Origin of the sequence: Mesorhizobium sp. M1227 (assembly GCF_040318315.1) — a bacterium.
In the GTDB taxonomy this organism is placed as follows: Bacteria; Pseudomonadota; Alphaproteobacteria; order Rhizobiales; family Rhizobiaceae; genus Mesorhizobium.
This window is the reverse complement of the sequence record NZ_JAMYLZ010000052.1, coordinates 1-24676: the sequence shown is the minus strand read 5'-3', so window position 1 is coordinate 24676 and position 24676 is coordinate 1. Positions and strand designations below refer to the sequence as shown.

At 59.7% G+C, this 24676-nt stretch carries 15 protein-coding genes and 7 pseudogenes; 16 read left to right on the top strand and 6 right to left on the bottom strand.

Annotated elements, in window-relative coordinates; genetic code table 11:
- Positions 1 to 245: 245 nt before the first annotated feature.
- The 4 genes and pseudogenes from NKH28_RS31845 to NKH28_RS31830 form a co-directional block, all read left to right on the top strand.
- A pseudogene (locus NKH28_RS31845) lies at positions 246 to 542 on the top strand (ABC transporter permease); the annotation flags it as partial.
- Positions 543 to 1514: 972 nt separating this feature from the next.
- Positions 1515 to 2597, top strand: coding sequence for an HPP family protein (locus NKH28_RS31840; RefSeq protein WP_352981212.1), 1083 nt, complete (start codon positions 1515 to 1517; stop codon positions 2595 to 2597).
- Between the two features lie 1587 nt (positions 2598 to 4184).
- Entirely contained in the window at positions 4185 to 5840 is a 1656-nt protein-coding gene (locus NKH28_RS31835) for an MFS transporter (RefSeq protein ID WP_352981211.1), read from the top strand.
- Between the two features lie 32 nt (positions 5841 to 5872).
- Positions 5873 to 6422 (top strand): annotated as a pseudogene (locus NKH28_RS31830) (ABC transporter transmembrane domain-containing protein); the annotation flags it as partial.
- On the opposite strand, the gene NKH28_RS31825 reads toward NKH28_RS31830, so the two are convergent.
- Both NKH28_RS31825 and NKH28_RS31820 read right to left on the bottom strand, forming a co-directional pair.
- Positions 6397 to 7014, bottom strand: coding sequence for a cold-shock protein (locus tag NKH28_RS31825; RefSeq protein WP_352458545.1), 618 nt, complete (start codon positions 7012 to 7014; stop codon positions 6397 to 6399). The pseudogene NKH28_RS31830 and the gene NKH28_RS31825 sit on opposite strands and share 26 nt — an antisense overlap.
- A gap of 239 nt (positions 7015 to 7253) precedes the next feature.
- Positions 7254 to 7467: pseudogene (locus NKH28_RS31820) on the bottom strand (3-methyl-2-oxobutanoate hydroxymethyltransferase); the annotation flags it as partial.
- A 147-nt stretch (positions 7468 to 7614) separates the two neighbouring features.
- On the opposite strand from NKH28_RS31820, the gene NKH28_RS31815 reads away from it, so the two are divergent.
- The gene (locus NKH28_RS31815) at positions 7615 to 8577 is read left to right on the top strand and encodes an NUDIX hydrolase (protein WP_352469024.1); all 963 of its coding nucleotides are present in this window, start codon (positions 7615 to 7617) and stop codon (positions 8575 to 8577) included.
- A gap of 25 nt (positions 8578 to 8602) precedes the next feature.
- Here NKH28_RS31815 and NKH28_RS31810 read toward each other — a convergent pair.
- Positions 8603 to 8929: pseudogene (locus tag NKH28_RS31810) on the bottom strand (transposase); the annotation flags it as partial.
- 605 nt (positions 8930 to 9534) lie between these two features.
- Complete coding sequence (locus NKH28_RS31805; protein ID WP_352981210.1) at positions 9535 to 10221, bottom strand: isopentenyl transferase family protein; 687 nt, start codon at positions 10219 to 10221, stop codon at positions 9535 to 9537.
- 717 nt (positions 10222 to 10938) lie between these two features.
- On the opposite strand from NKH28_RS31805, the pseudogene NKH28_RS31800 reads away from it, so the two are divergent.
- A pseudogene (locus NKH28_RS31800) lies at positions 10939 to 11267 on the top strand (PIN domain-containing protein); the annotation flags it as partial.
- Positions 11268 to 11503: 236 nt separating this feature from the next.
- Here the strand turns inward: NKH28_RS31800 and hemN are convergent.
- The gene (hemN, locus tag NKH28_RS31795) at positions 11504 to 12844 is read right to left on the bottom strand and encodes an oxygen-independent coproporphyrinogen III oxidase (protein WP_352981209.1); all 1341 of its coding nucleotides are present in this window, start codon (positions 12842 to 12844) and stop codon (positions 11504 to 11506) included.
- Positions 12845 to 13889: 1045 nt separating this feature from the next.
- Between hemN and NKH28_RS31790 the strand changes: the two genes are divergently transcribed.
- The 10 genes and pseudogenes from NKH28_RS31790 to NKH28_RS31745 all read left to right on the top strand — a co-directional run bounded on the left by NKH28_RS31790 (position 13890) and on the right by NKH28_RS31745 (position 23671).
- The gene (locus tag NKH28_RS31790; protein WP_352981208.1) at positions 13890 to 15047 is read left to right on the top strand and encodes a porin; all 1158 of its coding nucleotides are present in this window, start codon (positions 13890 to 13892) and stop codon (positions 15045 to 15047) included.
- Between the two features lie 14 nt (positions 15048 to 15061).
- Positions 15062 to 15271: pseudogene (locus NKH28_RS31785) on the top strand (bifunctional hydroxymethylpyrimidine kinase/phosphomethylpyrimidine kinase); the annotation flags it as partial.
- 402 nt (positions 15272 to 15673) lie between these two features.
- Entirely contained in the window at positions 15674 to 17206 is a 1533-nt protein-coding gene (locus tag NKH28_RS31780; RefSeq protein WP_352836044.1) for a Fic family protein, read from the top strand.
- A gap of 15 nt (positions 17207 to 17221) precedes the next feature.
- Positions 17222 to 17344 (top strand): hypothetical protein, encoded by a 123-nt coding sequence (locus tag NKH28_RS31775; protein WP_023679689.1) that lies wholly within the window; start codon positions 17222 to 17224, stop codon positions 17342 to 17344.
- Positions 17345 to 17518: 174 nt separating this feature from the next.
- Positions 17519 to 18124, top strand: coding sequence for a hypothetical protein (locus NKH28_RS31770; RefSeq protein ID WP_352981207.1), 606 nt, complete (start codon positions 17519 to 17521; stop codon positions 18122 to 18124).
- Positions 18125 to 18353: 229 nt separating this feature from the next.
- Positions 18354 to 18896 (top strand): hypothetical protein, encoded by a 543-nt coding sequence (locus NKH28_RS31765; RefSeq protein WP_352981206.1) that lies wholly within the window; start codon positions 18354 to 18356, stop codon positions 18894 to 18896.
- Positions 18823 to 19179: a hypothetical protein gene (locus NKH28_RS31760; RefSeq protein WP_352981205.1), complete on the top strand. Its 357-nt coding sequence runs from the start codon at positions 18823 to 18825 to the stop codon at positions 19177 to 19179. The genes NKH28_RS31765 and NKH28_RS31760 overlap by 74 nt, the downstream gene beginning before the upstream one ends.
- Positions 19180 to 20096: 917 nt before the next feature.
- Positions 20097 to 21339: pseudogene (gene glyA, locus NKH28_RS31755) on the top strand (serine hydroxymethyltransferase).
- Between the two features lie 54 nt (positions 21340 to 21393).
- On the top strand, positions 21394 to 22569 hold the full coding sequence (gene metK, locus NKH28_RS31750; RefSeq protein WP_352648323.1) for a methionine adenosyltransferase: 1176 nt from the start codon (positions 21394 to 21396) through the stop codon (positions 22567 to 22569).
- A gap of 109 nt (positions 22570 to 22678) precedes the next feature.
- Positions 22679 to 23671 (top strand): adenosine kinase, encoded by a 993-nt coding sequence (locus tag NKH28_RS31745; RefSeq protein ID WP_352981204.1) that lies wholly within the window; start codon positions 22679 to 22681, stop codon positions 23669 to 23671.
- Positions 23672 to 23703: 32 nt separating this feature from the next.
- Here NKH28_RS31745 and NKH28_RS31740 read toward each other — a convergent pair whose 3' ends face one another.
- Entirely contained in the window at positions 23704 to 24381 is a 678-nt protein-coding gene (locus NKH28_RS31740) for a transposase (protein ID WP_245274818.1), read from the bottom strand.
- Between the last annotated feature and the right edge of the window lie 295 nt (positions 24382 to 24676).

The following is a 24676-nucleotide window of genomic DNA, read 5'->3' as shown; positions in this document are numbered from 1 at the left end:
GAAGAAGGAGTCGGCTGGCGGCGGCATGCCTGGCGGCATGGGCGGCGGCGGCATGGGCGGCATGGGTGGCATGGATTTCTAATCCAGCCAATCTCGCAAGCTTACGGAAAGGGCGGCAGCGATGCCGCCCTTTTGTGTGTGCCGAGCATGATCGACAGCTTTAGACGTGCAAGTCCTCTACCCAGCCTGATGGCGGCGAAGCGCAATGGCGTCGTCGTGAGACGGGGTCTGGCCGTGTCCTTTCGTTCAGCCGCTGGTCGAAACTCACGATGATCGTGCTGCCTTCCGCCGTGCCGTCGATCTTTACAGGGCTGCGAGAAGGCCTTGCTAACGGCTGGCAGACCCTGGTTGCGGTAGAACTCATCGCATCGTTCGAAGGGCTCCGATACCTGATGGCCTATGGTCGTCAGCTCTTTCAATTGGAACTCGTCTTTTCGGCCATGATCGTGGTCGGCCTGAGCGGATTGGTGATCCACGGCCTGCTCACGCTTGCCGAAAACTATCTGCAACGCTGGCGTCCGGAGACCCCACGATCAGCCTGATCACGATTGCAGGTCGGGATAGGCTGTCGCGGCGCTTCCATCGCACCGCCGGCCTTCCGCTTCATCGGCCGACATCTGCGGCCGCTTGCGGTGCTGATGGCGCTGCTCGCGATTTGGGAGTTGCTCGCCCATGCCGGCGCTGCTGACCCACGTTTTCTACCGCGGCTGGAAGAGGTGGCGGCCCGCGGCATGGCAGAGTTCAGCCGAGGTGGCCTCGGCTCCAATCTTCTGGTGAGCCTGGAACGTGACCTGATCGGTTTCGTGTGTGGCAGTGTGGCGGAATCGCGCTTGGTCCGGCGATCGATTTTCCCGCCTCATCGAACGCCTGAGAGGCTCGTGGTCGCGGTTGTGTTACCGCTATTACGGGACCTGATCACGTTGACGATGCCAGCACCTTCATTGGCCACTTTCTGGACCATGTACGTCACATCAGGCTCCCCCGCCCGATCGACACGAGCCGGCTCTGTAACCAAGCCGCCGTCATATGGCGGTTCCACGACGGCACTGGCGGCAGTCGTCTTCTCAGCGGCTACAGGTGGACGTTTCAGCAGCCAACGAATCCGATGGTGGCAAGGACAGGCAGACCAAGCACCGCGTAGAAGCCGTACTCCGCTGGAGTTCGCCTCGGAAATGGAGCGACAAGGGCCTGATTTGTCTTGCCATGCCGACATTGTCAGCACGCTTTTCGAAGCCTCTGACTTCCTTAGTGTCCATCCCAGCTCGACCTCCGACCATCCCCATTTCCGGCTGCCCGCGGCACGACAGCCCTTGGCCTCTAGCTGCGCTCGAGCGGATCAGCGTGCCGTCCGCCTCCTCTGGCTGATCAAAATGTCTGCACCCATTTGGCAATGGCCGCTTCGCGCAAAAGTATTCCCCCGTGAGCCGGCTTTCCGAATTGGCTTAACTTCCAAATCTGTGGCTTTGCCTGCATTGCGGAGCGCGGAGTTCCGACCACTCGCCCAAGGGTATGCCATGGCGTTTCGTCTCTTTGTTCCGATCCTTGCCGGTGCAACGCTGCGCGAGCGGCTGCTCGCCTGCATCGGGGCCATGATCGGCATCGCATTGACTGGCGTGATCAGTGCGCTGGCGAACGGGTCTGGCCCACATGTCGCACTGCTGGTTGCTCCAATGGGAGCATCGGCCGTGCTGCTCTTTGCCGTGCCTTCAAGCCCGCTGGCGCAACCTTGGTCGATTATCGGTGGCAATACGATTTCGGCGCTGGTCGGGGTGACCGTGGCGCATTTCGTGCATGAACCCGTTCTTGCTACCGGCATTGCGGTGGCGCTGGCCATCGCCGCCATGTCGTTCACGCGCTGCCTGCATCCGCCGGGTGGCGCCGCCGCCTTAACTGCGGTGTTCGGCGGACCGGCCGTCTTCAGCTCGGGCTTGCTGTTTCCCTTCGTTCCGGTAGCGCTGAACTCGATCGTGCTGGTCGCACTCGGCTACGGCATCCATAAACTGTCGCGGCGCAACTATCCGCATGTGGCGGCCCCCGCCCTTAAAAGCGCGCATGGAACCATCGATCCGCCCGCGCGGGAGCGGGTCCGCTTCCAGCCCGAGGATATCGATGCCGCGCTCGGCGCGCTGGAGGAAACCTTCGATATCGACCGCAACGATCTTGAGCGGCTGCTACGGCAGGTCGAGTTGCAGGCGATGGTGCGCTCCCACCGGACCCTGCTGTGCGAGGACATCATGTCGCGCGATGTGATTTCGGTCGATGAACATGCGCCGGCCGACCACGCGCGTCATTTGCTGCTCGATCACAACATCCGGACGCTGCCGGTGACCGACGCCGAGGGCGGGCTGGTCGGTGTAGTTGGCCTGCGCGAGCTGACGAAGGCGACCGACACGGTGAGGGCTGTGATGTCGAAGGCTAGCACCGCCTCTCCCGATACGCCGGCGATGAGCCTGCTGCCGGTGCTCACCGACGGCCGCAGCCATGCCGTGGTCATCGTCGATACCGAGCGACGCATTATTGGGCTGATCACCCAGACCGACCTGCTGGCAGCGGCAGCGCGCGTGCACATGGCCGACACAACGCTGGCAGCGGCATAAAATAGTGATCCGGACTTGCTCAATCCGGGAACCCGATGGGGCGCCAATAGGATAGCAGTATTAAGTGCGGCCTTCCGCCTAAGACAATTCCTTTTTACGAGTAGATCAACCCTGAAACGCGACCGCGTGCTCAGGCATCTGGTTCACGTAGGCCAAGTACGACTGCAACAATGCAACACTCTTCAACCTTGCCGGTGGCCAGAGCCAGTCCGCTATGTCGACTAAAGGCGTGCGGACTACAAGTGCAACCATCTGGTGGACGGCTCCTCTGCAACGATGGTAGCGCGGTTCGCGTGTCCAAGGCTGGGTTGAAGCTCTACGTCGCGGGTTGAGTGATCGTTGGCAAGGGTCGCGGCTCAGACGCCGAGGACGCGGTTCGCAATTCCATGCAGGTGGTCCTTTCCTTTGGTTCCTGCATTTCGCCTCTGGTGAGGCGCGGCCGACTCCCGTCATGCATCACGCCGACGACCGCCGCTTCCTCGCCGCGCCAAGGGTTTGACTAGGCCCACGATAGACCATGCGATAAGCAATTCCGAAACGATGTGGCTTCCTTGCGCCAAGTCGGCTCTGTCGAACAGCGATGTCAACATGATCCTGAGTTCCGAGGGTTCGCCGCGCATCAATCCTATAACCTTGATGACGTTCCTGACTAGGAGGATGAGGCTGCTCCAACACGTCCACCGTGTTAGGAATTGCCATTGCACGAGTTGATCTCGGACTTCTTCGTCGCGCATCGCCAATTTCCAGCCCAATACCGCGCCTACGCTTGGTACCCCAACCACGCGGCCTATCGCCCTCATGCCCGCTTCGAGGACCCTCCAGGATCGGGCCTGTTCGGATAGGAGTGGGAGGCCGAGGCATCAGAGGGAACGGCCAGACGCTACCATGAGGATGCGCCATCTGCCGAAGAGCCGTACCGTTACCTTCGTCACTGTGCGGAACGCGGGGCGACCGTCGCTTCAGCCATCCGGCTTTGGGTGTCATTTCTCCCCTGGCGGAGTCCACCGCCCTCGACAAAAGCCTGACCTTTGCCAGTCTTCTACGGGCAAGCGTTCGCGCCAAAAGTTCAAAGCCGCGTCCATAACATTCAACAATGAAAGCCAGCCTCATCAGATCGAGCAGAAAGTCGTCGATGGCATGTGTGAGCGCGTCAGACTTTTGTTCAAGCTGAAGCAGCAAGGCGCGCGCCTCTTCGATCGCGGCCCGGCAACCGTCTGCGTTTATCAGGAATCAATCCTGTCTAAGATCTGCAAGCCCTCACCTCGCCCCAAGCCAGACTCAGCGCATCGAACGCCGTTGGAGAGAGTTTCCGACGAAAGAACATCGTCGCGTTTCGCGAAAAGGCATCGCTCGGCAAAGTGCCCGTTGATGAAGCATGCTGCGTCAAACGACAAGCAAGAATCCGGGCTCCACCCCGTGATGTCTTCGAAGGCGGGGTGAGCCGGCTCGGGCATGCGTCTCGGCCGCAACCCTTAATCACGAGGAACTGTGCCGCAAGGCAAACAGTTTCTCTCTATTCTTCTAGCCGCCACGGTTCAGCCTAGATTACATGGGAAACGGCAATAACGCAAAGCAAAGGTTGGCAAAATGAGTAGGGTGGCTGGATCAAATAATGATTTGGCTGCACCAACGACCTTTGCGCCACTTTTGCAGCCCACCTTTCGTTCGATCTGGCTCGCCACGCAAGTCTCGAGCCTCGGCTGGTTGATGCAGACTGTTGCCATCAGTTGGCTGATGGCTACCATCTCGACTTCCGATCTGATGGTTGCGCTGGTGCAGGCTTCATCGAACCTGCCCGCTTTCATTTTGTCCGTGTTCGCCGGGGTTCTCGCTGACAATTTCAGCCGTCGCAGGGTTATGTTCGCGGGCCGCTGCCTTATGGTGATAGCATCTGCGATGCTGACCGCTGTTGTAGCGCTGGGCTTTCTCGACCCATGGATGATTCTCGGCTTCAGCTTTTTAATCGCATGCGGCGGCGCTCTCAACGATCCCGCCTGGCAGGCGTCGGTTGGCGATATGGTGGACCGGCGCGATGTTCCCGCTGCCGTTACCCTGCTTTCCGTTGGCTTCAACACCGTACGGACCGTGGGCCCGGCGCTCGGCGGCATCGTGGTTGCCTCCTTCGGGCTTTTGGCCGCTTTTACCGTGACCACCCTCACCTATTTGGTACCCTTGGCTACCATATGGCGCTGCAAGTGGAAGGTCCGCTCGTCGCCTCTTCCGCGCGAGTCGATGAGGAGGGCCATCTATGACGGGCTGCGCTTCACGGCGATGTCATCGGAAATCAAAGCGGCGATCGCACGCGGAACCCTCTTTGGCCTGGCGAGCATCGCCATACTCGCGCTGCTGCCGCTGATTGTCCGCGACCAGTTGGGAGGAGGCCCGCTCGCCTATGGCACGCTCATGGCAGGTTTCGGAACAGGCGCGGTCTTCGCCGGCCTCTCCAACAGCCTGTTCAGACGGAGCTTGTCGCAAGAACAGCTGATGAGGCTCTCCTGCGTCGCCTGCGCGGCGTGCTCCCTCTCCCTGGCGCTTACCTCTTCGATCGGCGTGGCGGCAATTGCACTTGCTTTGGGCGGCGCAGGCTGGGTCACTGCCTGGTCCGGGGTTGGCGTGAGCGTGCAGCTGGCAAGCCCGCGCTGGGTCGTGGGGCGCACGATCTCCATCTACTATGCATTGATAGACGGCGGCATAGCGGCCGGCAGCTGGGTGTGGGGCACCGTTTCCCAGAATCATTCGCTGACCTGGGCGCTAGAGGGTTCCGCTGCGGCCCTGCTGCTCGTTGCTGCAGCCGGCGTTCTGTTTCCTCTTCGCGAGCGCCGCGAGTCCGAGCCCGATCCTTTGGAGGAATTCGACGCCCCAGCTGTCGCTCTCAGTTTGAAGCCGAGAAGCGGCCCGATCGTGGTCAAGATCGAATATCTGATAGCCGAGAGAAATGTCGAGGCCTTCCTCGACCTCATGCGGCAGCGGCGTCATGTACACAGCCGCGTCGGTGCTCGGAACTGGACGCTCCAGCGCAACCTTCAGAAGCCTATGCAGTGGACAGAAACGTTCCGAACGCCGACCTGGACCGACTACCTTCGCCTCAATCATCGTCTCACGGAAGTAGACAAGGAATTGGACGAGCGTGTCTTCCAGTTACACGCGGGAGAGAAAGCGCCTCAAATGACGCTTTCGATTGAGCGGCCGACAAGCTCGGCCCGGAAACCCGACCAGTCAATCCTTCACCTTCCCCGTCATTGAAGCCTGACCTTCCCATATCTGGGCATCAGCGATCGTTGAAGATCCGGGTGATGGATGAGAATCTCGGCGGCATCCGTGTCGTGCGTGCCTTCGCCGCGCAGCCGCACGAGCTGGAAAAGTTCGACCGCGCCAAGCAGGACGCGCCTTGATCTCGCCAATGAGCGCGTTGACATCCGTGTCGGCAACACCAGCGCCATGAATTTCTCGTTCCTGACCGCCATGGGCCTGGTGCTCTGGTTCGGTGGCCAGAAAGTGATCGCAGGTCAAATCAGCGTCGGCACGCTGGCCCTGTTGCTCACCTTCATGACCATTCTACAGATGCCGGTGCGCTAGCTCGGATTGATGGTCAACTCGTTCGCGCGCGCCTCGACCTGCGGCACGCCGCTGTTCGAGTTGCTGGACGCCGAACTTGACATCGAGGACGCGGCGGGCGCCAGGGATCTCGTCGTCACCGACGGCGTGCTGCGCTTCGACAATGTCGGTTTCTGCTACGCGGGCTCGGGCGGCCGCCCGACGCTCTCCGGCATCTCCTTCGAGGCGAGCAATGCATCGCCGTCTAGGCAAGGCGAATGCTCCGGACTTCCCAGCCTTTCTTGCCTTGCCCGCATTCGACAAACACCTTCTGTCCTGCCACCAGCACGCTGAGCCCTGAGCGCGTCAGGGCGCTGGCATGAACGAAGACGTCCTTCTCACCGTTGTCAGGAGCAATGAAGCCGAAGCCCTTTTCGGGTTTGTACCACTTGACCGTGCCCCCGCTCTCCAGCTGCGCACCGGTTTCAACGAAGGTCCCTCCAGCGACGCGCGTATGTGACGGAGTTTTCGCGCGGTGATCGCCGATCTCCAGCACCTGCGCGACTTGATGACCTTTTGGACTTTTTTCGACCGTGATCTTGAGAGGCGTTCCCGCGGCAACATCCCGGCTTCCGGCCGCCTCTAACACTCGCACGTGCAGATAGGCCTCCGTGCCGTCCGACAGTTTGACGAAGCCAAAACCCTTGCTGACTGTGAACCACAATACCTCCGCATCGACAGGATCTGCCGTCACGGTCGGCGGGCGCTGAAAATAGCTTGGCTCGGAAGTCCGTTCCGAAAAGGAAACGGGGTCATCGTCATAGCGATGCCGGCGTGGCTCGCGATGGTCTCGATATTTGCCCATGATCATCTCGACTGGCATGGATGGCGCACTGCGCTACCGTCAAGATAATCTCAATCGGGCGACGCGTTTATGTCAAAAAGGCCGTGAAGACCGCAGCTGTGCCCGGCCTATCGGCCGAACCCTTTGAAACTAGATTCATTTCCCCTGAAACAATAGTGCCGGCGAGTCGATTTACTGACTCGCATAGGTTGTGTTGGAGCGAGAGTGCGATGATGCTGGCGCGGGCGCACTGGAAGGGCTTTATCAGGCATTGCGGAAGCCTGCTCCGGGTTTCTACAAAAGGAACCGAACGGCGGGTCGACGACCATTTGCGCCGGCTCCAGGCCACGGGGCAGGCCTGACCGTGCATGATCATCATCTCCAGCGTCACGCCCAGCATCGACGCCAAGCCGTGGAGAACCATGCCGCGCTGTCGCCGACGAGAAGCTTTGAATCGGCGCACTCAATGGGCCTCCTTCCCCAAGCACGGATGTCGCGTTGGCACTTTTTGTGCAGCTGCGAAGAGCTAAAATCGCCACGACGGGTGGTGTTGACGCGCCGACAATTATCAGACAAAAACGGAATTCAATCGGTTCAGCCGCCTACGCGGCAGGGCTCTGCTCAACGACGTCGGGGACCATGGACGATCGCGCAAAAGGGATTAGGAAAGGCGGAGCTGGAGGCAAGGCCAACGACGTCAATGCGGACTTGATCGCCGTTGTGGTCGCCATGGACAGCAGCGCCCCCTGCGTTCTGACCATCCCGCAGGCAAACGCCCTGCCCTCCGGCCCGTTCGAGCTTGCTCACCGTTCGCTGCAGTCGGGCCTCAGGGGATGGGTGGAACAACAGACCGGCCAGCCGCTCGGCTATATCGAACAGCTCTACACCTTCGCCGATCGCGACAGGGTTGGCGCTGACGACCGCGTGGTCTCTATCAGCTATCTGGCGCTCACCCACCAAGACGAAGCTGGCGACCCGGCCGGGCGACACTGGGGAAGCTGGTACGACTATTTCCCGTGGGAGGATCACCGCTCCGGCACACCGGCGGTCGTGTTGGACGAATTGCGGCCGCGCCTGATGGAATGGGCGGATGGCACTGACGACGGTACGACACGCCTCGACCGACGACGGCGGGCGGCGATCGCCTTCGGCTTTGACGACCGCCATTGGAACGAGGAACTCGCGCTTCAACGTTATGAGCTGCTCTACGAAGCCGCCCTGGTGGAGGAAGCAATACGCGCCGGACATTCCGCTGCGCCCACCTCGGTGTCGGGCAGATCGATGATCGCCGATCATCGTCGCATCTTGGCGACCGGCATTGCGCGGCTGCGCTCCAAGATCAAATACCGGCCGGTCGTATTCGAACTGATGCCGCCGGTCTTCACGCTTTTGCAGCTGCAGCGCACCGTGGAGGCGCTTGCCGGCAGGCTCGTGCGTAAGCCGAACTTTCGCCGGCTGATCGAGCAGCAGGAGCTGGTCGAGGAGACCGGTGAGACAACCGCGGAAACCGGCGGCCGGCCGGCGCAACTTTATCGCTTCCGTCACGCCGTTCTCGACGAGAGGGTGATAGCCGGAACAAAATTGCCGCTCTCGCGGGCTTGACCCGCCTTGCGCCAGCAGCCCTGACGATGTCGCGGACGGCTTGGCCCTTGTGAGAACCGGGATTGTTGAGAATGACGATGTCGCCCGGCTTCAGTGTTTTGTTGAGTTCGGTTTCGACATAGACGCGAAAGGCCTGCGTATTGATGGGTCCGTCAATGACCCAAGGCGCCTCCACCCGATCATGCCGCAGCGCGGTGATGAAGGTCATCGTCTTCCAATGGCCATATGGTGCGTGGGCCATCAGCCGCTTGCCGCGCACACCCCAGCCGCGCAACGGCGCCATGTTGGTCTTGACCCATGTTTCATCCAGGGAGACCAGGCGCGTAGGGTCAATGCGGGTCTGATAGCGCATCCATTGCGCACGCCCGCGCATCAGCTTTGGCTTGAGCTGCTCGCCGGCAGAACGGTTTTTTTGAAGCTCTTGCCCTCGCGGTGCAGGAAGCGACCGACGCTCGCAGGAGACCACGTTCAGGCAGTGCCGCCGTCACCAGTGCCGCCGTCAATTGATGAAGCGTCATGTTGGCATCTCGCTCAACCTCGCCCAGGACGAAAGCACGGTGCTCCCCGTCGATCAGATAGGGCCGATGACCACCCATCTTGCCGGGTGCCGCACTGCCACGGCGACGCTTGCGGCCTTGGGCGTTTCCTGGGCGAAGGCGGTGGCGATGAAAGCCGAGACGACGCCACAGACTGGGCTGGCGGATAGTAGTTCGCGAGTCAGCCACGGTAGCGGTCGATACGAAGCGCGCAGCACTTTGTCATCGGTACATTCCGTCCCATGCCTGAAATGAGCAGTGCAGCCATGTCGCCTCCTCCGCAGTCACCGTGGCGAAAGCAATCCTTCCGCTGCCACACGGACCTAATGTCGCCTGGCACTAGCTTGCTTCAGCAAACCACTTAGCGCAATTCTCAGGAGCTACCGTGCCCGCATCGCAGGCGAGGTCCGGGGAGGCTTGCTCACTCAGTTTGCCATTCTGGAAAGTCGCGTTCTTGCCAACGCGCATATTCGAGATATTCTCTCGCAATCGCCTCTACAAGATCTTGTTGGAGCTCTTTGCGAAGGCACGGCATTTCGCTGATTGCCAAGCTGTGCTCTCTCGCAAAATGAATGGCGCAACGATATCCGTCAACGTCTTCCAAAGTGGGACGGACTGCATCTTCCTTCCACTGATCCGCAAGTTCCTGCAGCAATGAAGGTTGTCCTTCTCTTGTGACAAACATGTCTGTGACCCGACGCTTGGCTCTCTCCAGAAAGGCGTCCGAGTTGCCGAGCCGCAACCGCCTTACATGCCACCGAAAAGCGCCATCCCAATACTGACTTCGCGCCATTAAATTGAGAAGGGAGATCGAACCGCCTTCGAGGATGAGCCCCGGCTGGGAACTACGCTCATCCACTTGCATTATCAGCTTACGATGGGCGGTCTCGGCGTCGATGATGCCCGCGGTTAGCGGGCGCGAATCCAAGTAGATCCGCTGGGTAGATTGCAGTTCGGAATCCGAGGGACGCCCGCTGCCGGTGGCGATTTGAGGACAGCATTGTACACGATCCAGCGCAATGACCGGCCATCCGGTCTCTCGTGCAATTTGGATTGCCGCGTCTGTTTTGCCGCTGCAGGTCGGCCCGTAAATCAAATAGATTAGCATGTGTATGCCGCTTAGTTTATCGGAACTAACCGCCCCCCAAGCACAAGATACTCGGTAGGCTTTCACCGGACTTGTCGCAAACATTTTGACAAGCGGCGATTATGCCCTGAAACGACGCCATGTGAAGTCCGAAAGGGCAGCCCGTTCTGGTCGTTCAGTCCAGTCACCAACGCCTCTGTTTGACGTTTGACGACGGTCCACTTTGCACATCTCATGCCGACTGTGACGCAACGCGGCACCGCAGGATGGTGACCTCGTTGTCTCCGGCAAAAGATCCTTGCGCGTCTTGGGTTAATCGAGGCGGCGGCGCACGGGCGCCTTATTGTCTCGGAACATGGCCAGGAAGGCGGCTGATCAACAAAAGTGGAAGACGGTGTCCCGACGACCTCACCGATTTGTGAGGCGACCGAGGATCTGCCCGACATCGTCGATCTCTCCTCGAGGTGGGCCGTGTGCCGGCCGCGCCGCCAAAGCCTCCTCCCCTGCCGGTCCGACTGGAAGCCTCGTCGAAACGGCACAGGAGTACACCAAAGCCGCCAGCGCGCAAACACACAGACCGCCGGCGCCAAGGATTTGGCGCTTTTTGCGTGGGCGTCCGCTCCGATCTTCCGGAAGGGGAGCTGGCTGCTGTTTTCTGGGCACTCGCTGCGCATCGCCGCTGCGCAACGCCGAACTGGACATCGAGCGGCTACGCGATGAACCGCATGGTCTGCCATTGTGAGGCTCTTGCTCGACACTAATGGCCTCTCCGAGGTGACGAGGCCGAGCCCTGACGCGCGCGTGCTGGAATGGATGACGGGCTCGATGAAGACCGCTCATTTATCAGCGTTGTGTCGATCGCCGAGATCCGGCGCGGCGCTGCCCTCATGGACAAAGCTCGGAAACGTGACGCACTGGCCGGATGGCTCGCCCGGGACCTGCCGCAGCGCTTCGAGCCGAGAGTCCTGCCCGTGGACGAACTGGTTGCCCTGGCCTGGGGCGACCTGACGGGCCTCGCGAAGCGGCGTGGCCGCGGTCTGTCATCGATGGACGGGCTGATTGCAGCCCTCGATTTCCTGACCCATCACATGGCGGGGATATTCATGCGCTGACGGCGAACACCCAGATGTCCCGCACCTACCACGATCAATATGGAAACGCCTCGGTGGCAGCCACGCGGTCGATGTCATTGAAGATGAGATGAAATAGGCGGATCAGCTCTGCTTTTCGCATCCTTGACGCGCGCTTCATGACAGGCCTCGGCCAAAGGCGTCGAGTTTAGCTTCCGGTTGGATGCTTGCCCTCACCTGTGGCTATGCTTACGGCCATCCCGATCGAGAAAAGCATCGAACGCGGCAGCGACAGCGCGAATTACAAAGCGATGCTCCCGCCGTACGCGGACAAAACCGTTTTCGAAGTCCACTATCCCGTCCTCGGCCAGCATCGCCAAGCGTTCAGCTGAATCGAGAAGACGGATCGGATCAGATCCGTGGGCGGCACAGATTGCCTGCACATCGGCCTCGAGATCGCACATTAGTCGCTCGATAATTGCGGCTCGCACGCGGTCGTCGTCGGTGAGGCGATAGCCCTTTGACGTCGCCAGACGGCCAGCTGCGATGTGCTGGATGTAGGAATCCCGTGTAACTTCGTTTTGGACGTACCCCTCGCCGACGCGGCAGATAGCCGACGCGCCGAAACCGATCAGGGTTCTGCAGGTGGTGGCCGAGTAGCCCAGCGAGTTACGCCGCAGGCGACCCGTTTTCTGTGCCAGCGCGAGCTCGTCGTCCGGCAAGGCGAAATGGTCGAGCCCGATCTCGCGGTAGCCGGCGGCAATCAGCGTCGCGGCCACGGCCGCATACTGTTCGGCGTGGGCAGCGCTGCCCGGAAGAACTGCCTCCTCGATGAGGCGCTGATTCTTTATAAGCGACGGGATGTGCGCATAGCCGAACACCGCAAGCCGGTCGGGGCGCATTGCGACCGCCGCCCTCGCGGTCTCGACGCAGGACTGCACCGTTTGATGCGGGAGACCGAAGATGAGGTCGAAGTTGATGCGGCTTACTCCATGCCGGCGCAGCATTTCCACGGCAGCCGACGTCTGCGCCTCACTCTGAACCCGGTTGATTGCTTTTTGAACAATGGGATCGAAGCTCTGCACGCCGAGACTCACACGGTTCACGCCGGCTGCTCCTAAGGCCTCGGCCATCTCGGCCGTGAACGTGCGCGGATCAATCTCGACGGCAACCGTAGCTGTTTTCGTGAGAGCGAAGCGGCGTCGCAGGAACTCCATCAGAGCCAGGAACTCGGCTGGTCCTATGAGAGACGGCGTTCCGCCGCCGAAATGCATGTCGCTCACGGGCAGCGTCTGCGGCGCTCGCTCCGAGACCAAACGGATCTCGTCACGCAGGGCCGCCAGATAGTTGAGGATCGGCGCATCATGGCGGGTGATGGTGGTGGGGAAGCCACAATACCAGCAAGCTGATCGGCAGAACGGAACGTGGAAATAGAGCGACACCGGATCGTCCGCCGTCAGGTTCCTGAGCCATTCCTCATAAGCCTCGGCGCCGACCGCCCCAGAGAACTCCGACACAGTCGGATAGATAGTGTACCAAGGCAGGCCGGCCTCGCGATATTTTGTGGTCTGCAACAGTTACCGTCCCATGCTGATAACCACCAACCTTACCGCTGCGCTCGCCTGTGTCTTTGCGCTATGTCAGTCCGTTCCGCTTTGGGCTCGAAAGTTGTATTTCTCAGCAATAGCGGCCGTTCAGTCTTGGCTGGACGGTCAGCGACTGGCCATGGTTGTTCCCGCCGCGACCCTCACGCGCACCGTTTGGTTCCACCATCCCTTCCCTTCAGCCTGCGCCTGGTCGAGTAGATTCTGCTGAGCGCGGCTGCCGCATCCAACGAGATAACACGGCGTTGGGATCAGACTTTGCTCGCCAGCTAGCGCAGCCCCATAGTGATCTCTGGCATCTCGATGAGCTCGTTGTGTGAATTGCTGGCAAGAAGCATTAGCTGTGGCGCACCGTCTATCAGGACGAGAGGCTGCTCGACGCGACCGTCAGGTCGGCCGCAATGCCAGGCCGGCGCGCCTACTGACTCCGTGGTGGAGGCAAGGCTGCGCGTTCAGCGCGTGATTACCGATCATCGCGCTCGCCAAAAATGACGGCGTCGTACCGAGCGGTGCCGCCGCATGATGTCTCAACGTCGGGGCTCACAGCAAACAAAGCTGTCGCCATTGAACGAAACTGTCGCGAAGCGAACAGACGAACCGTAGCCGAAACGTTTGCCGTTCGTGCTTGGGTTGATCCGCAAGGCAAAAAGGAAGGAAGAGCGAACCAAGGTCCGCCGGCACACTTGAGCTTCAAGCCGCAGCTGCGTCGTCAGGATGGCACGTCATTTGCAGTGGAAGCCTTTGTGACGGCCCGCCCACAACTAGCGGAGATGACGGGGTGATTTGTACAGAAATGTTGGATGGAGTCGTATCGGCGATTATTATATTTGTAATAACAATCGCATATTTGTAACAATAACACCCAATCATATTCTCAATTTCTGATGAATATCAGGCGTGATGAGCGCATCAAAACTGCTAAAATTCAACTCAATGCGCATCGTTATCGACTGTTTCCTTAGCAAGAGTTCATCACTGACGTCCATTCCTTTTACTCTTTGAACGGAGATCAACAATGAACATTAGGAGCCTCCTCCTCGGCTCAACTGCGGCACTGATTGCCGTTTCCGACGCTCGCGCCGTGACCGCCGTTGCCGAGCCTGACCCGACTGAGTACGTTAAAGTCTGCGACGTCTACGGCTCGGGCTACGTCTACATTTCAGGCACTGAGACCTGCGTGCGCATCGGCGGCTATGTCCGTTACGACGTCGGCTTGGGCCATGTCGGATTGGTTGATCACGCAAGAACCTCGGATAAAGGGACTGGTGAGCATCAGGGCACATGGCAAAACAACACGCGCTTCACATTGAAAACTTGGACCGGCCAGGAGACCGAACTCGGCACGTTGAAGACCTACACCGAAACCCGCATGAACTTCGGCAACCGCCACACTTCGGTTTCGGACAGTTCTCGGTCCTATGCCTTCAACGGAGACAGCACCTTGACTTTCGCCTGGATTCAGCTTGGTGGCCTCCGAGTTGGTAAGGACTGGTCGGCCTTCGACATGTTTATTGGCGGCGCGGGTGACGTACTCAACCAGACGCCGGTTCCGTACGGCGCTTTCGATACCAATGTGGTTCAGTACTACTTCGACGCCGGGAACGGCTTTTCGGCCGTGGTTTCGCTCGAAGAAGGCTCGGGCGTGGTCGGCACAATCGACAGCTACGCACCGCACGTAGTCGGCGGCTTGAAATACACACATGGCTGGGGCGCGATCACCGGCGTTGCCGCTTATCATAGCAACTACGAATCGGTGGCCGCCAAGGTCCGTGTCGACATCAATGTCACCAACGAACTGTTGCTGTTCGGAATGCTCGGCTACGGTTCCAACGGCAAGCTCAACGACGACTCCACGAACGCCATCGACGCTCATGGTCGCGGCTTCTATAAGAGTTGGGGCGGGAACTGGGCTTTCTGGGCTGGCGCCACTTACAAGCTCAACGAGACAACTTCGTTCAACCTTCAGCTCTCCGGTGATCAGCTCAAGAACCATGGTGTCGCTGCAAACGTCGCTTATGCGTTTCTTCCAGATTTCACAGTTACGGCGGAACTCGACTATGGCCGCTACGGCAACTTCGCCGTCGGCAAGGTGGACGCTTCCAACGTGAACTGGACCAACGCCAACAAGAAGAGCAGTGTCGGCGGAATCCTGCGTTTCGAACGCTCATTCTAACGGATGAAAGGGCGCTGAGGCAGGCATCGCATGTACTTGTCGTCGGCGGATCGGACTCCAGTGGGGGTGCCGGAATCGCGCGCGATATCGAGACGCTCTCCTCCATGGGCGTGCGCAGCTGCCTTGCCGTCACTGCGGTGACGGTGCAAACACACGACAGCGTCACGGACATCCTTCATCTGCAACCCGGTCTGGTGGCCGATCAGATGCGTGCAGCGATCTCGCGGGCGTCGCGGCGTAGTGAGCGCGGGCGCGGCCGTGATGATCGTGGCGGGAGGGAGAGGTAAGGAGCGTCTTTCCTTTGAGAATTCGCGTTTACGGGTACCCACGATGCACAACGGGCGAGTTTTTCAAAGAGGCGCGTCCTCCTTCGAAGCGCTTCGGAGGGCCAGGCTCTAGGCTCGCCCCGAGCCCCTGCGTAGCCTGCGGGGGAGCTGGGTCTCGGCCCATCCGGGTAACGACCTTCGCGCGGCTATGGAAACGATCGCATTTCCCGATTATCGCATAAAAAACTTGTTATCGCACGACTTAAAAAACTTGCAACCCCACAGCATCATTGACTTGTCGCCTATCAGCACTATATACTTGTAATCGCACAGCTCTAAAAAAGTTGCAAAGGCACGGCCATGGCCAAGCCCCATGAAAAACTCGCTGTATCACTGGCCGTGCTCAAAGAGCTGCAGGAGGGTGGGCGGCGCATATTCAAATCAGATGAGCTGACCCGCGTCCACCGGGAGCGGCTGCTGCAGAACGGGTTCCTGCGCGATGTTATCAAAGGCTGGCTCATGTCGACCGGCCCGCAGGCACGGCAGCAAGACACCACCCCTTGGTACGCGAGCTTCTGGGAGTTCTGCTCCCTTTACTGCAATGACCGGTTCGGCAAGGACTGGTTCCTCTCACCGGAGCAGTCGCTGCTTCTGCACGCGGAAGCGCCCACTATTCCGCCTCAGGTGGTGGTGAACACCCCCAAAGGCACGAATAACAAAATCGACCTGCTGTTCGGCACTTCGCTCTATGACCTCAAGGTCAAGGAGATGCCGGCCGAACTGACAGAGAAAAACGGCCAGCGCGTGTTCACTGTCGAGGCCGCCCTTACCCGGGTGCCGGAAGCGTTCTTCCAGCGCGCCCCTATCGAGATGCAGATCGCCATGGCGTCGGTGCGCGACGTATCAACCGTTCTGGCCCTGCTGCTTGATGGCGGCCATTCCGCCGTGGCGGGACGGCTTGCGGGGGCCTTCCGTCGCGTAGGACGCGACTCTTTTGCCGATGAAATCGTGGCCGCCTTCAAAGCCGCCGGCTATGACGTGCGCGAATCCGATCCGTTCGCGGGACAAATTGGAGTGACAACTATTGCGGCGGGCGTACCGCCGTTGGTCGCCCGCCTGCGCGCGATCTGGCAATCGCAGCGCGAAGCCATCATCGAGATATTCCCGAAGGCACCCGGACTGCCGTCCGACAAAGACGCCTATATGAAGTTCGTCGAGGATATCTACGAAAGCGACGCCTACCATTCGCTGTCGATAGAAGGGTACAGCGTCACCCCGGAACTCATCGACCGGGTGCGCGAGGGGAGCTGGAATCCGGAGATTGATGAAGAGGACCGCAAGAACCGAGATGCGCTTGCCGCGCGTGGCTACTACCTCGCATTCCAGAAGGTCAAAGACTCTGTTGCCGCGATCATCAACGGCAAGCCAGCCGGCGCGTTGACGCGGGACACTCACCGGGAGTGGTACCGGGAGCTGTTCGCGCCGTCAGTGACCGCCGGCATCCTCAAAGCCAGCGCGCTTGCGGGATATCGCAATCACCCTGTGTACCTGCGCGGCTCGCAGCACGTGCCGCCGCGTACCGAAGCGGTGGCCGATGGTATGAATGAGCTGTTCGACCTGCTGGAGGCGGAGAAGGAGGCCTCCGTGCGTGCCGTGCTGGGGCATTGGCTTGTGGGCTATGTGCACCCCTATCCGGACGGCAACGGACGAATGGCGCGGTTCCTCATGAACGCGATGCTGGCTTCAGGCGGTTACCCCTGGACAGTCGTCAGAGTCGATGACCGGAAGGCCTACCTCGCAGGGCTGGAGGAGGCGAGCGGCAATATGAATGTGAAAACGTTCGCCGCCTTTCTCGCCGAACGGGTGAAGTGGTCTATGGAGAAGGCGGCGTGAGGTCGGTGGTGTGCCATGTTTAACTTGCTTGTCTCGGGCCACGGCGAGTGGTGGGAAACGCCGCCGTTCACGTCAACCATTGACCGGTTCAAGGAATCTAGCGGCGCCGAGGCCGAGGCTATCGACCTCGCGCCCTGAAACATTGCGCCGGCTGGAGGAAATCCCGGCGCTTTTGATGTACGAAGTCGGGGCGGGAGGCCCGCACGCGCGCGTGGTCCGGCACAGCCGCATACGCAATATCGTTCGGCGTGGACACGAACTGGCCTTCACCTTCGAGCCCGATCCGAAACATGCTTTCTCGACCGGTCAGCGGTGTTGAGAATTGCGGACCGGCTGGGCATTCAACAGTTCGAACAGCACCGTACGCGCTGGGCGATCAAGGATGGTGACATTCCGGCCGAGCTGATTGCCACCAGCACCGCTGAACGGGCGCAGCGCACCGTTGCCGTGGTTGCGGCAGAATATGTAGAAGCGCCCCGCGAGGGACGAAGGAGAGAAGCTGCCGAACTGGCCGAAGAACTGGAGGATTTTCCTCCCTCGCTGGAGAAAGCACTGTCGCTCGTGCCGGCGCGTATCCTTCAGCAGCCGACACCCGAATTATACCCGATCCTTGGGATAGAGCCCCGCACGCCCGAAGGCCGCAACGCCGTCGTGGCCGTCGTCGCAAGGGATCACAATGGGCAGGACTTGCCTGCCGACTGGTCTTATTCACTGGCGTGGTTCCTGGACCTTTACGGCAGCGCGACGGAAGCGGGGCGCCTTGACGGCGCGCTGGCCGAATGCGCAACGCATATGATCGCGCTCGGCACTGGCGAGGGAGAAGCCGCCGCCCCGGTTGAAGATATCGGCTACGCACTCTGGCGCTGTTCGCGAAGCCCGAAACTTATCGGCGATCTGCGCCGGGAATCGCTGAGATAGCGCAGGAGGTTTTGTCGCTTACCAAAATCAACTGGAACTCGACCCAGATCAATCAGAAGCTTCCCATTCCCATTCTAGCAGCCAGAAGAGTGGGTGAGCTCTTTAAATATCTATCCGAGGAATCGATAAGCTCAGACCATCGCAGGTATGCATAGTTTTTTCTGTTATATGGTCTGCTCGGCTGAAGGCAAAGAGCCCCGGATAAACTTCAGCACGAAAGCAGAATTGAATGAAGGTGGGCTACACGGAGTTCTCATTTGGGTATGCCTTCACCGAAAACCTTATCCGGTCATCGTCAGCCGCACCTGTAGGCGGGCCGGTCTTTCCAAACCTCATACAGGAGGGGCATTCTGGCTTTGACATCCGCATCAATTTCCCAGGGGTTCCGCTGTTTCTCCAGTACAAGCTTCCGGAGCTGATGAAGCGAGGAACTGCCTTTGAGGTTGCGAGCGGACATTGTCCCGGTTTGTCGATACCATTTTTTCGGATTGCGATGATGCGCAGGGATGTGTCGCGTCAGCATGAACTGCTTCTTCGGCTTGAGGCGCGCTATCCGTCAAACGTCTTCTATGCGGCTCCTTGTATTGCAAACATCAGCGATTTCGACCGCTCTTATAATGGAGCAACCGTAGCACGGCAGTCCATTTTCGTCTCACCAGGGGATATTGGGCCCTTGCCAGACGACAAAGCGTACAGCCTTGCCTATAAACCTGGACTGGCAACTGGATATTTTTGCTCGAAACCCAAGCCCACCAAAGTTCAAACCATTTGATGATCTCGCTGCGCTCTTTAAGGAGCAGTTCGCCGAGAAGCGTTTTGCGGAAGTCGGCGAGGCGGCGCGTGAGATGCGCGAAAACGTACTTGAGCTTGCTTCGCCGTCAATGCGGCAAGCCGAACAGCTCATTGCTGAACGGGTCGGCGCGAGACGCATTCAGATTCTAGACGGCGCAGCCAGACCGCCCGAGGAAGAGCGCGCAGTCACTGACATTCTCGGAGCGCGGGAAATTGCGCGTGTCGATCTTGGCGTCGACCTGCTGGTGGCCCAACCACGCTAACGACATCATACCTCGCTGATTAGCCCAGCTTTTGTCTAGGCCACAGTTATGAGACTACGAACTACTTGGCCAGGAAGAAGATCGGATTGAAAGCGAACCTTCCTTGTCATCGTTGCATCACGGTCAGTCTGCACGAGATTGACCGCTGCAAGCCGGGAGCAAGACCGGGCTGCGCAAACGTTGCAACAGATCCTTCAAGGAAATTCATAGACTCTTAGCAACTCCGGTTCGCTGTGAATGGTAGGCTTATTGCAACGTTTGAGTCAGTGGGGTCCCAACCGTGGCTTATTCTCCGACCCGCCGAACTGCGTGCAATTTCGGCTAAAGGCAATGGCAAGAACAGCGCCCATCTTGTTTGTTCGACACAGCCATATCGGCTCAAAACAGTATCTTCACGGCCACCGAGATTGTCCGGTCGGTGGACAAGCAACCATATTATTTGGTTCGAAAGCTGCAACATCTGTGGAGAACGCGAAATGACAAATTCAGTAGGACGAGTGCCCAGGCTTTCCAAGTGGCTTGGTCCTGACCAATGCTGACATTGGTCAGTCGCCTACGGACGGCAGCGCATTTAGATCGCCTTCGAATTCTAGGCCTTTGCGCGCACGCGGACCTAACTGTCTGCCAGCTAGCGGAGATTCTGGGTCTGCGTCGTGAGCACGTTGTACGACACGTCCGGCTGCTGGCCAGAGCCGACTTTCTTTACTGCAACGAACAACGTCCGTGGTGCTCGTACAATCTCAAAACAGGAGGTAAGGACGGCGGGCTGGTTCAATTGTTGGTTGATCTCCTGCCCCACGGTGACGGCTATCACAAACGAGACCTTCAACGGCTCGAAGCAGTACGAGACACGCGGCCGAAGGGGACCGCATGCTTGACCGTGAAATAGATCAATCCAATTGGAGCGCGAAGCTACCATGGACAACTCCGCCGACAGCCCCATCGCGCAGCCCGACACTTACGGACGGTCTCGCTTGGCGACGGTTGATTGCCGCGTTCACGAACTGCTTCTAAGACAGGAGCGGCAGGAGCGGACGACGCTCAAACTGATCGCATCTGAGAACTTTGCCTCCTCGGCCGTGCTGGAAGCAACCGGTTCGATTTTCATGAACAAGTACGCCGAGAGGTACCCCGCTGCGCGCTACTACGCGGGAAACGAGATCGTCGATGAGCTTGAGAACCTCGCCATTGAGCGCTTGAACACGTTATTCGGCAGCGAACACGCCAACGTCCAGCCTTATTCCGGCTCGCCGGCCAATCAGGCTGTCTATCGAGCGCTTTTAAGCCCCGGTGACAAGCTGATGGGTTTGCCAATTCCGGAAGGGGGCCACCTCACTCATGGTTGGGCCATCAATTTTTCCGGAACAGACTATAAGCGCGTCCCCTATGGGCTGCACGAAAAGACGCAGCAAATTGACTATGACCGTTTGCGCGAAACAGCAAAACGCGAACGGCCTCGGCTCATTTGGGCTGGCGGTACTGCTTATCCCCGTATCTTTGACTACGCGGCAATGGCAGAAATCGCTCTGGAGGCGAACTCCTACCTCGTGGCCGACATCGCGCACATCAGTGGCCTGATTGTCGCTGGAGTGCATCCGAATCCCGTACCCCATTGCGACGTCGTCAGCAGCACGTCTCACAAGTCGATCCGCGGTCCCCGCGGTGGCTTCATTTTGTCAAGGAATGAAGATCGCTATCAAGCGCTGTATCATTCGAAGGGCAAATACAATCTCGCCAGACGAATAGATCGCGCTGTCTTCCCTCAACTGCAAGGCGGCCCCCATATGAATGTTATCGCGGCGCTAGCTGTCGCTTTGCGGGAAGCCGCGGACCCGTCCTTCCGCAGTTACGGCCAACAGATTGTCAAAAATGCCAAGGCTCTGGCCCAGGCGCTTCTGGACCGAGGTTATGACCTGGTCACCGGGGGCACTGACAATCACATGCTGATCCTTGATCTTCGCGATCGACCACTATCAGGCAAGGCCTATGCCAAGCGGTTAGCGAAGGCAGGCATCATTACGAGCTTTAATATGGTGCCGGGCGACCCGCGCCATCCTGCGGTCACAAGCGGAATTCGCCTGGGGGCTCCATGCCTGCGTGCGATGAGACGTTGCCGACTTGTGCGCTGCGTTCGAGGTCCCGGGCATCACCGACAGGTAAGGTGGGCTAAGCAACATGCCCCATACAACTCCAACACCCGAAGCGAGGCATTTCATGGCTAGGCAGTTCGTGTTCTCTTCCGAATCGGTTGGCGCGGGACACCCGGATAAGTTGGCCGACAACATCTCGGATGCCATCCTCGATGCCATCCTCCGCACCGATCCCAAGGCGCGTGTCGCCTGTGAAGCGTTGGTAAAATCAGGGATGGTCGTTCTGGCTGGCGAGATTACCAGCGATGCGCGGGTGGATTATAGCCAAGTTGCGCGCGATACGATTCTGGATATTGGATACGACGATGAGGCCGTCGGCTTTGACGGCCGGCGTTGCTCCGTCGTTCATGCACTCACCGAGCAATCGCCCGACATCAGCCAGGGCGTTGACGAGGGACGAGGGCAGGACCTCCAACAGGGAGCGGGAGATCAGGGCCTCATGTTCGGCTACGCATGCCGCGAAACCGATACTCTGATGCCTTTGCCGATCCAGCTCGCTCATCGCTTGACGAAACGACAGGCAGATGTCCGGAAAGCACGACAGCTTGGCTGGTTGCGTCCTGACATGAAATCCCAAGTCTCAGTGCGCTATGACGGGTTGCGCCCGGTCGCCCTGGATACCATCGTCGTATCGACCCAACATGACGAGCAGGTCTCGCAAGAGACGGTCCGCGAGGGCGTCATTGAGGAAATCATAAAGCCTGTCCTGCCGACCCACCTGGAGACGGAAGGCATCAGAATTCTGGTCAACCCGACGGGGAGGTTCGTAGTCGGCGGGCCGCGCGGCGACTGCGGTCTCACTGGACGCAAGATCATCGTCGATTCCTATGGTGGGATGGGTCGTCACGGCGGCGGCGCCTTTTCGGGCAAGGACCCGTCCAAGGTTGACCGCTCAGCTGCCTATGCGGCCCGGTATGTCGCAAAGAATATCGTCGCTAGCGGACTTGCGGACGTCTGCGAGGTGCAGCTTGCTTACGCAATCGGCGTGGCCAGTCCGGTTTCTGTCATGGTCAACACGTTCGGAACAGCGAGGGTTGAGGAAAGAAGGATCGAGCGCCTCATTCTTGAGTTGTTCGATCTCAGACCGAAGGGCATTATCAAGATGCTTGATCTCTTACGCCCTATATACCGCAAGACCGCGACCTATGGCCATTTCGGCCGTGAAGAGCCTGATTTCACCTGGGAGAAGACAGACAGGGCCGACGAATTGCGTCGCGAGGCAGGACTTGCCGCCCCGTGAGGGCTGGCGCCGAACGGATTGGCAAGCGCAAAGCCCATTCCCACTGGCCAGACCCGCCCGCGCCCGGCGTGGCAGAAAGCCGGTGGGTTTTTGGCGGAGACATGAATTGATGCCGGACTATGACGTGCTTTGTATCGGGAATGCCATCGTCGACATCATCGCCCAGTGCGACGAGGCGTTCCTGGAGACGAACGGCATCATCAAGGGCGCGATGAATTTGATCGACACGAGGCGCGCCGAACTGCTCTACAGCCGCATGGGCCCGGCCATCGAAGCCTCGGGCGGCAGCGCCGGCAACACGGCGGCGGGCGTCGCCAGCTTCGGCGGCCGCGCCGCCTTCTTCGGCAAGGTCTCGAACGACGCGCTCGGCGAAATCTACGCGCACGACATCCATGCCCAGGGCGTCGCCTTCGACACCAGGCCGCTTAACGGCGAACCTCCGACAGCGCGCTCGATGATCTTCGTCACGCCCGACGGCGAGCGCTCGATGAACACCTATCTCGGCGCCTGCGTCGAGCTCGGCCCGGAGGACGTCGAGGCCGACAAGGCGTCGGGCGCCGCCGTCACTTATTTCGAGGGCTATCTGTGGGACCCGCCGCGCGCCAAGGAGGCGATCAGGCAGACGGCTAAGCTCGCCCACGCCGCCGGGCGCGAAGTGTCGATGACATTGTCGGACTCGTTCTGCGTCGACCGCTACCGCGACGAGTTCCTCGATCTCATGCGCTCCGGCACCGTCGACATCGTCTTTGCCAACAGCCACGAGATCAAGTCGCTCTACCAGACCGCGTCCTTCGACGAGGCGCTGGCCCAGATCCGCAAGGATTGCAAGATCGCCGCCGTCACCCGCTCGGAAAAGGGCTCGGTGATCGTGCGCGGCGACGAGACCGTGACCATCAATGCGACCAGGATCCGCGAGCTGGTCGACACCACTGGCGCCGGCGACCTCTACGCCGCCGGCTTCCTCTACGGCTACACGCAAGGCCGCAGCCTGAAGCAGTGCGGCGATCTCGGCTCGCTAGCGGCCGGGCTGGTCATCCAGCAAATCGGCCCAAGGCCACGGCAAAATCTGCGCCGAGAGGCGGAGCAGGTGGGATTGCTGTAGGTGGCGAGCCAAGAACCAGCTGCCCAGCCTCCTTAATCCAGCCCGAGCCTTTTCTTCAGTTCCGCATTCTCCTTGCGGAGACGATCGGCAAGCAGGCTCTTTAGCCGCTTGTTTTCTTCCTCGAGCGCGACGAGATCCTTCAGCCCGTCACTGTCCGCCGCCGGCGCCGCCGCCTTCTTCCAAAGATAATATGTCTGTTCCGAGATGCCGGCTTGCTTCACCGCGCTCTTGAGAGTAGCGCCGCCGCCGATCGAGGTCTCGATCTGCGCCAGCTTCTGGGCACGATCCTTCGCGGAGTAGCTCTTTCGGCCTGTTCGCGCTGACGGCGGTGCTTCAGTGGTCGCGGATATCGGCTTGGCGCCCTCCTTGCGGGCAGGCGCGCTCGCCTCAGCTTCTGGCTTCCTCGACCGCCGCGCTCTCGTCTTCGGTTTTGGCGTTTCCGCTTTGTCTGCCGGTGCGCTAGGAACTACTGCTGACTCGGTTTCCAGGGGATTGGCCATGAAATGCTCCACTCGCGGTTTTTGCAAAGGTTCAGCATCAAGGGCCACTACAGTAGAGTCAACAAGCTGACGATTTAACGGCTCGACTTCCTTTGTTGTCTCGGCCATCGCCGCGGCGATGTCGAAATTGCCCCAGATGGAACGTGCGGATTTTTGATAATTGCGCTTTTGTTTGACTTCCACGGTGAATGGTCGCGTCTGCCGCCTCATAGTTCCTTCCTGAATAGGAGAATGAAGTCGCCGCTCGAATTTTTGGCGCTTGCTGCTTAGCGCGGAGCATTATCGTATAGCCGCTCAACGGGCAAGTGATGCCGGTCTTCGATGGCTGACCCATCTGGGGAGATTTGAGCGGCTTCGCGAGCTGCCATGCGGCGAAGCATGAGGCGGATCGAGGCGATGAAGATCCATATGTGGACGGCGCCCTGCCTGCAACGGTTGTTTTGCGTCGTTTTCGATCGCTTGCGTCCATATGTCCGGCCTTTGAGCACGGTCCTTGCGGCCGCTG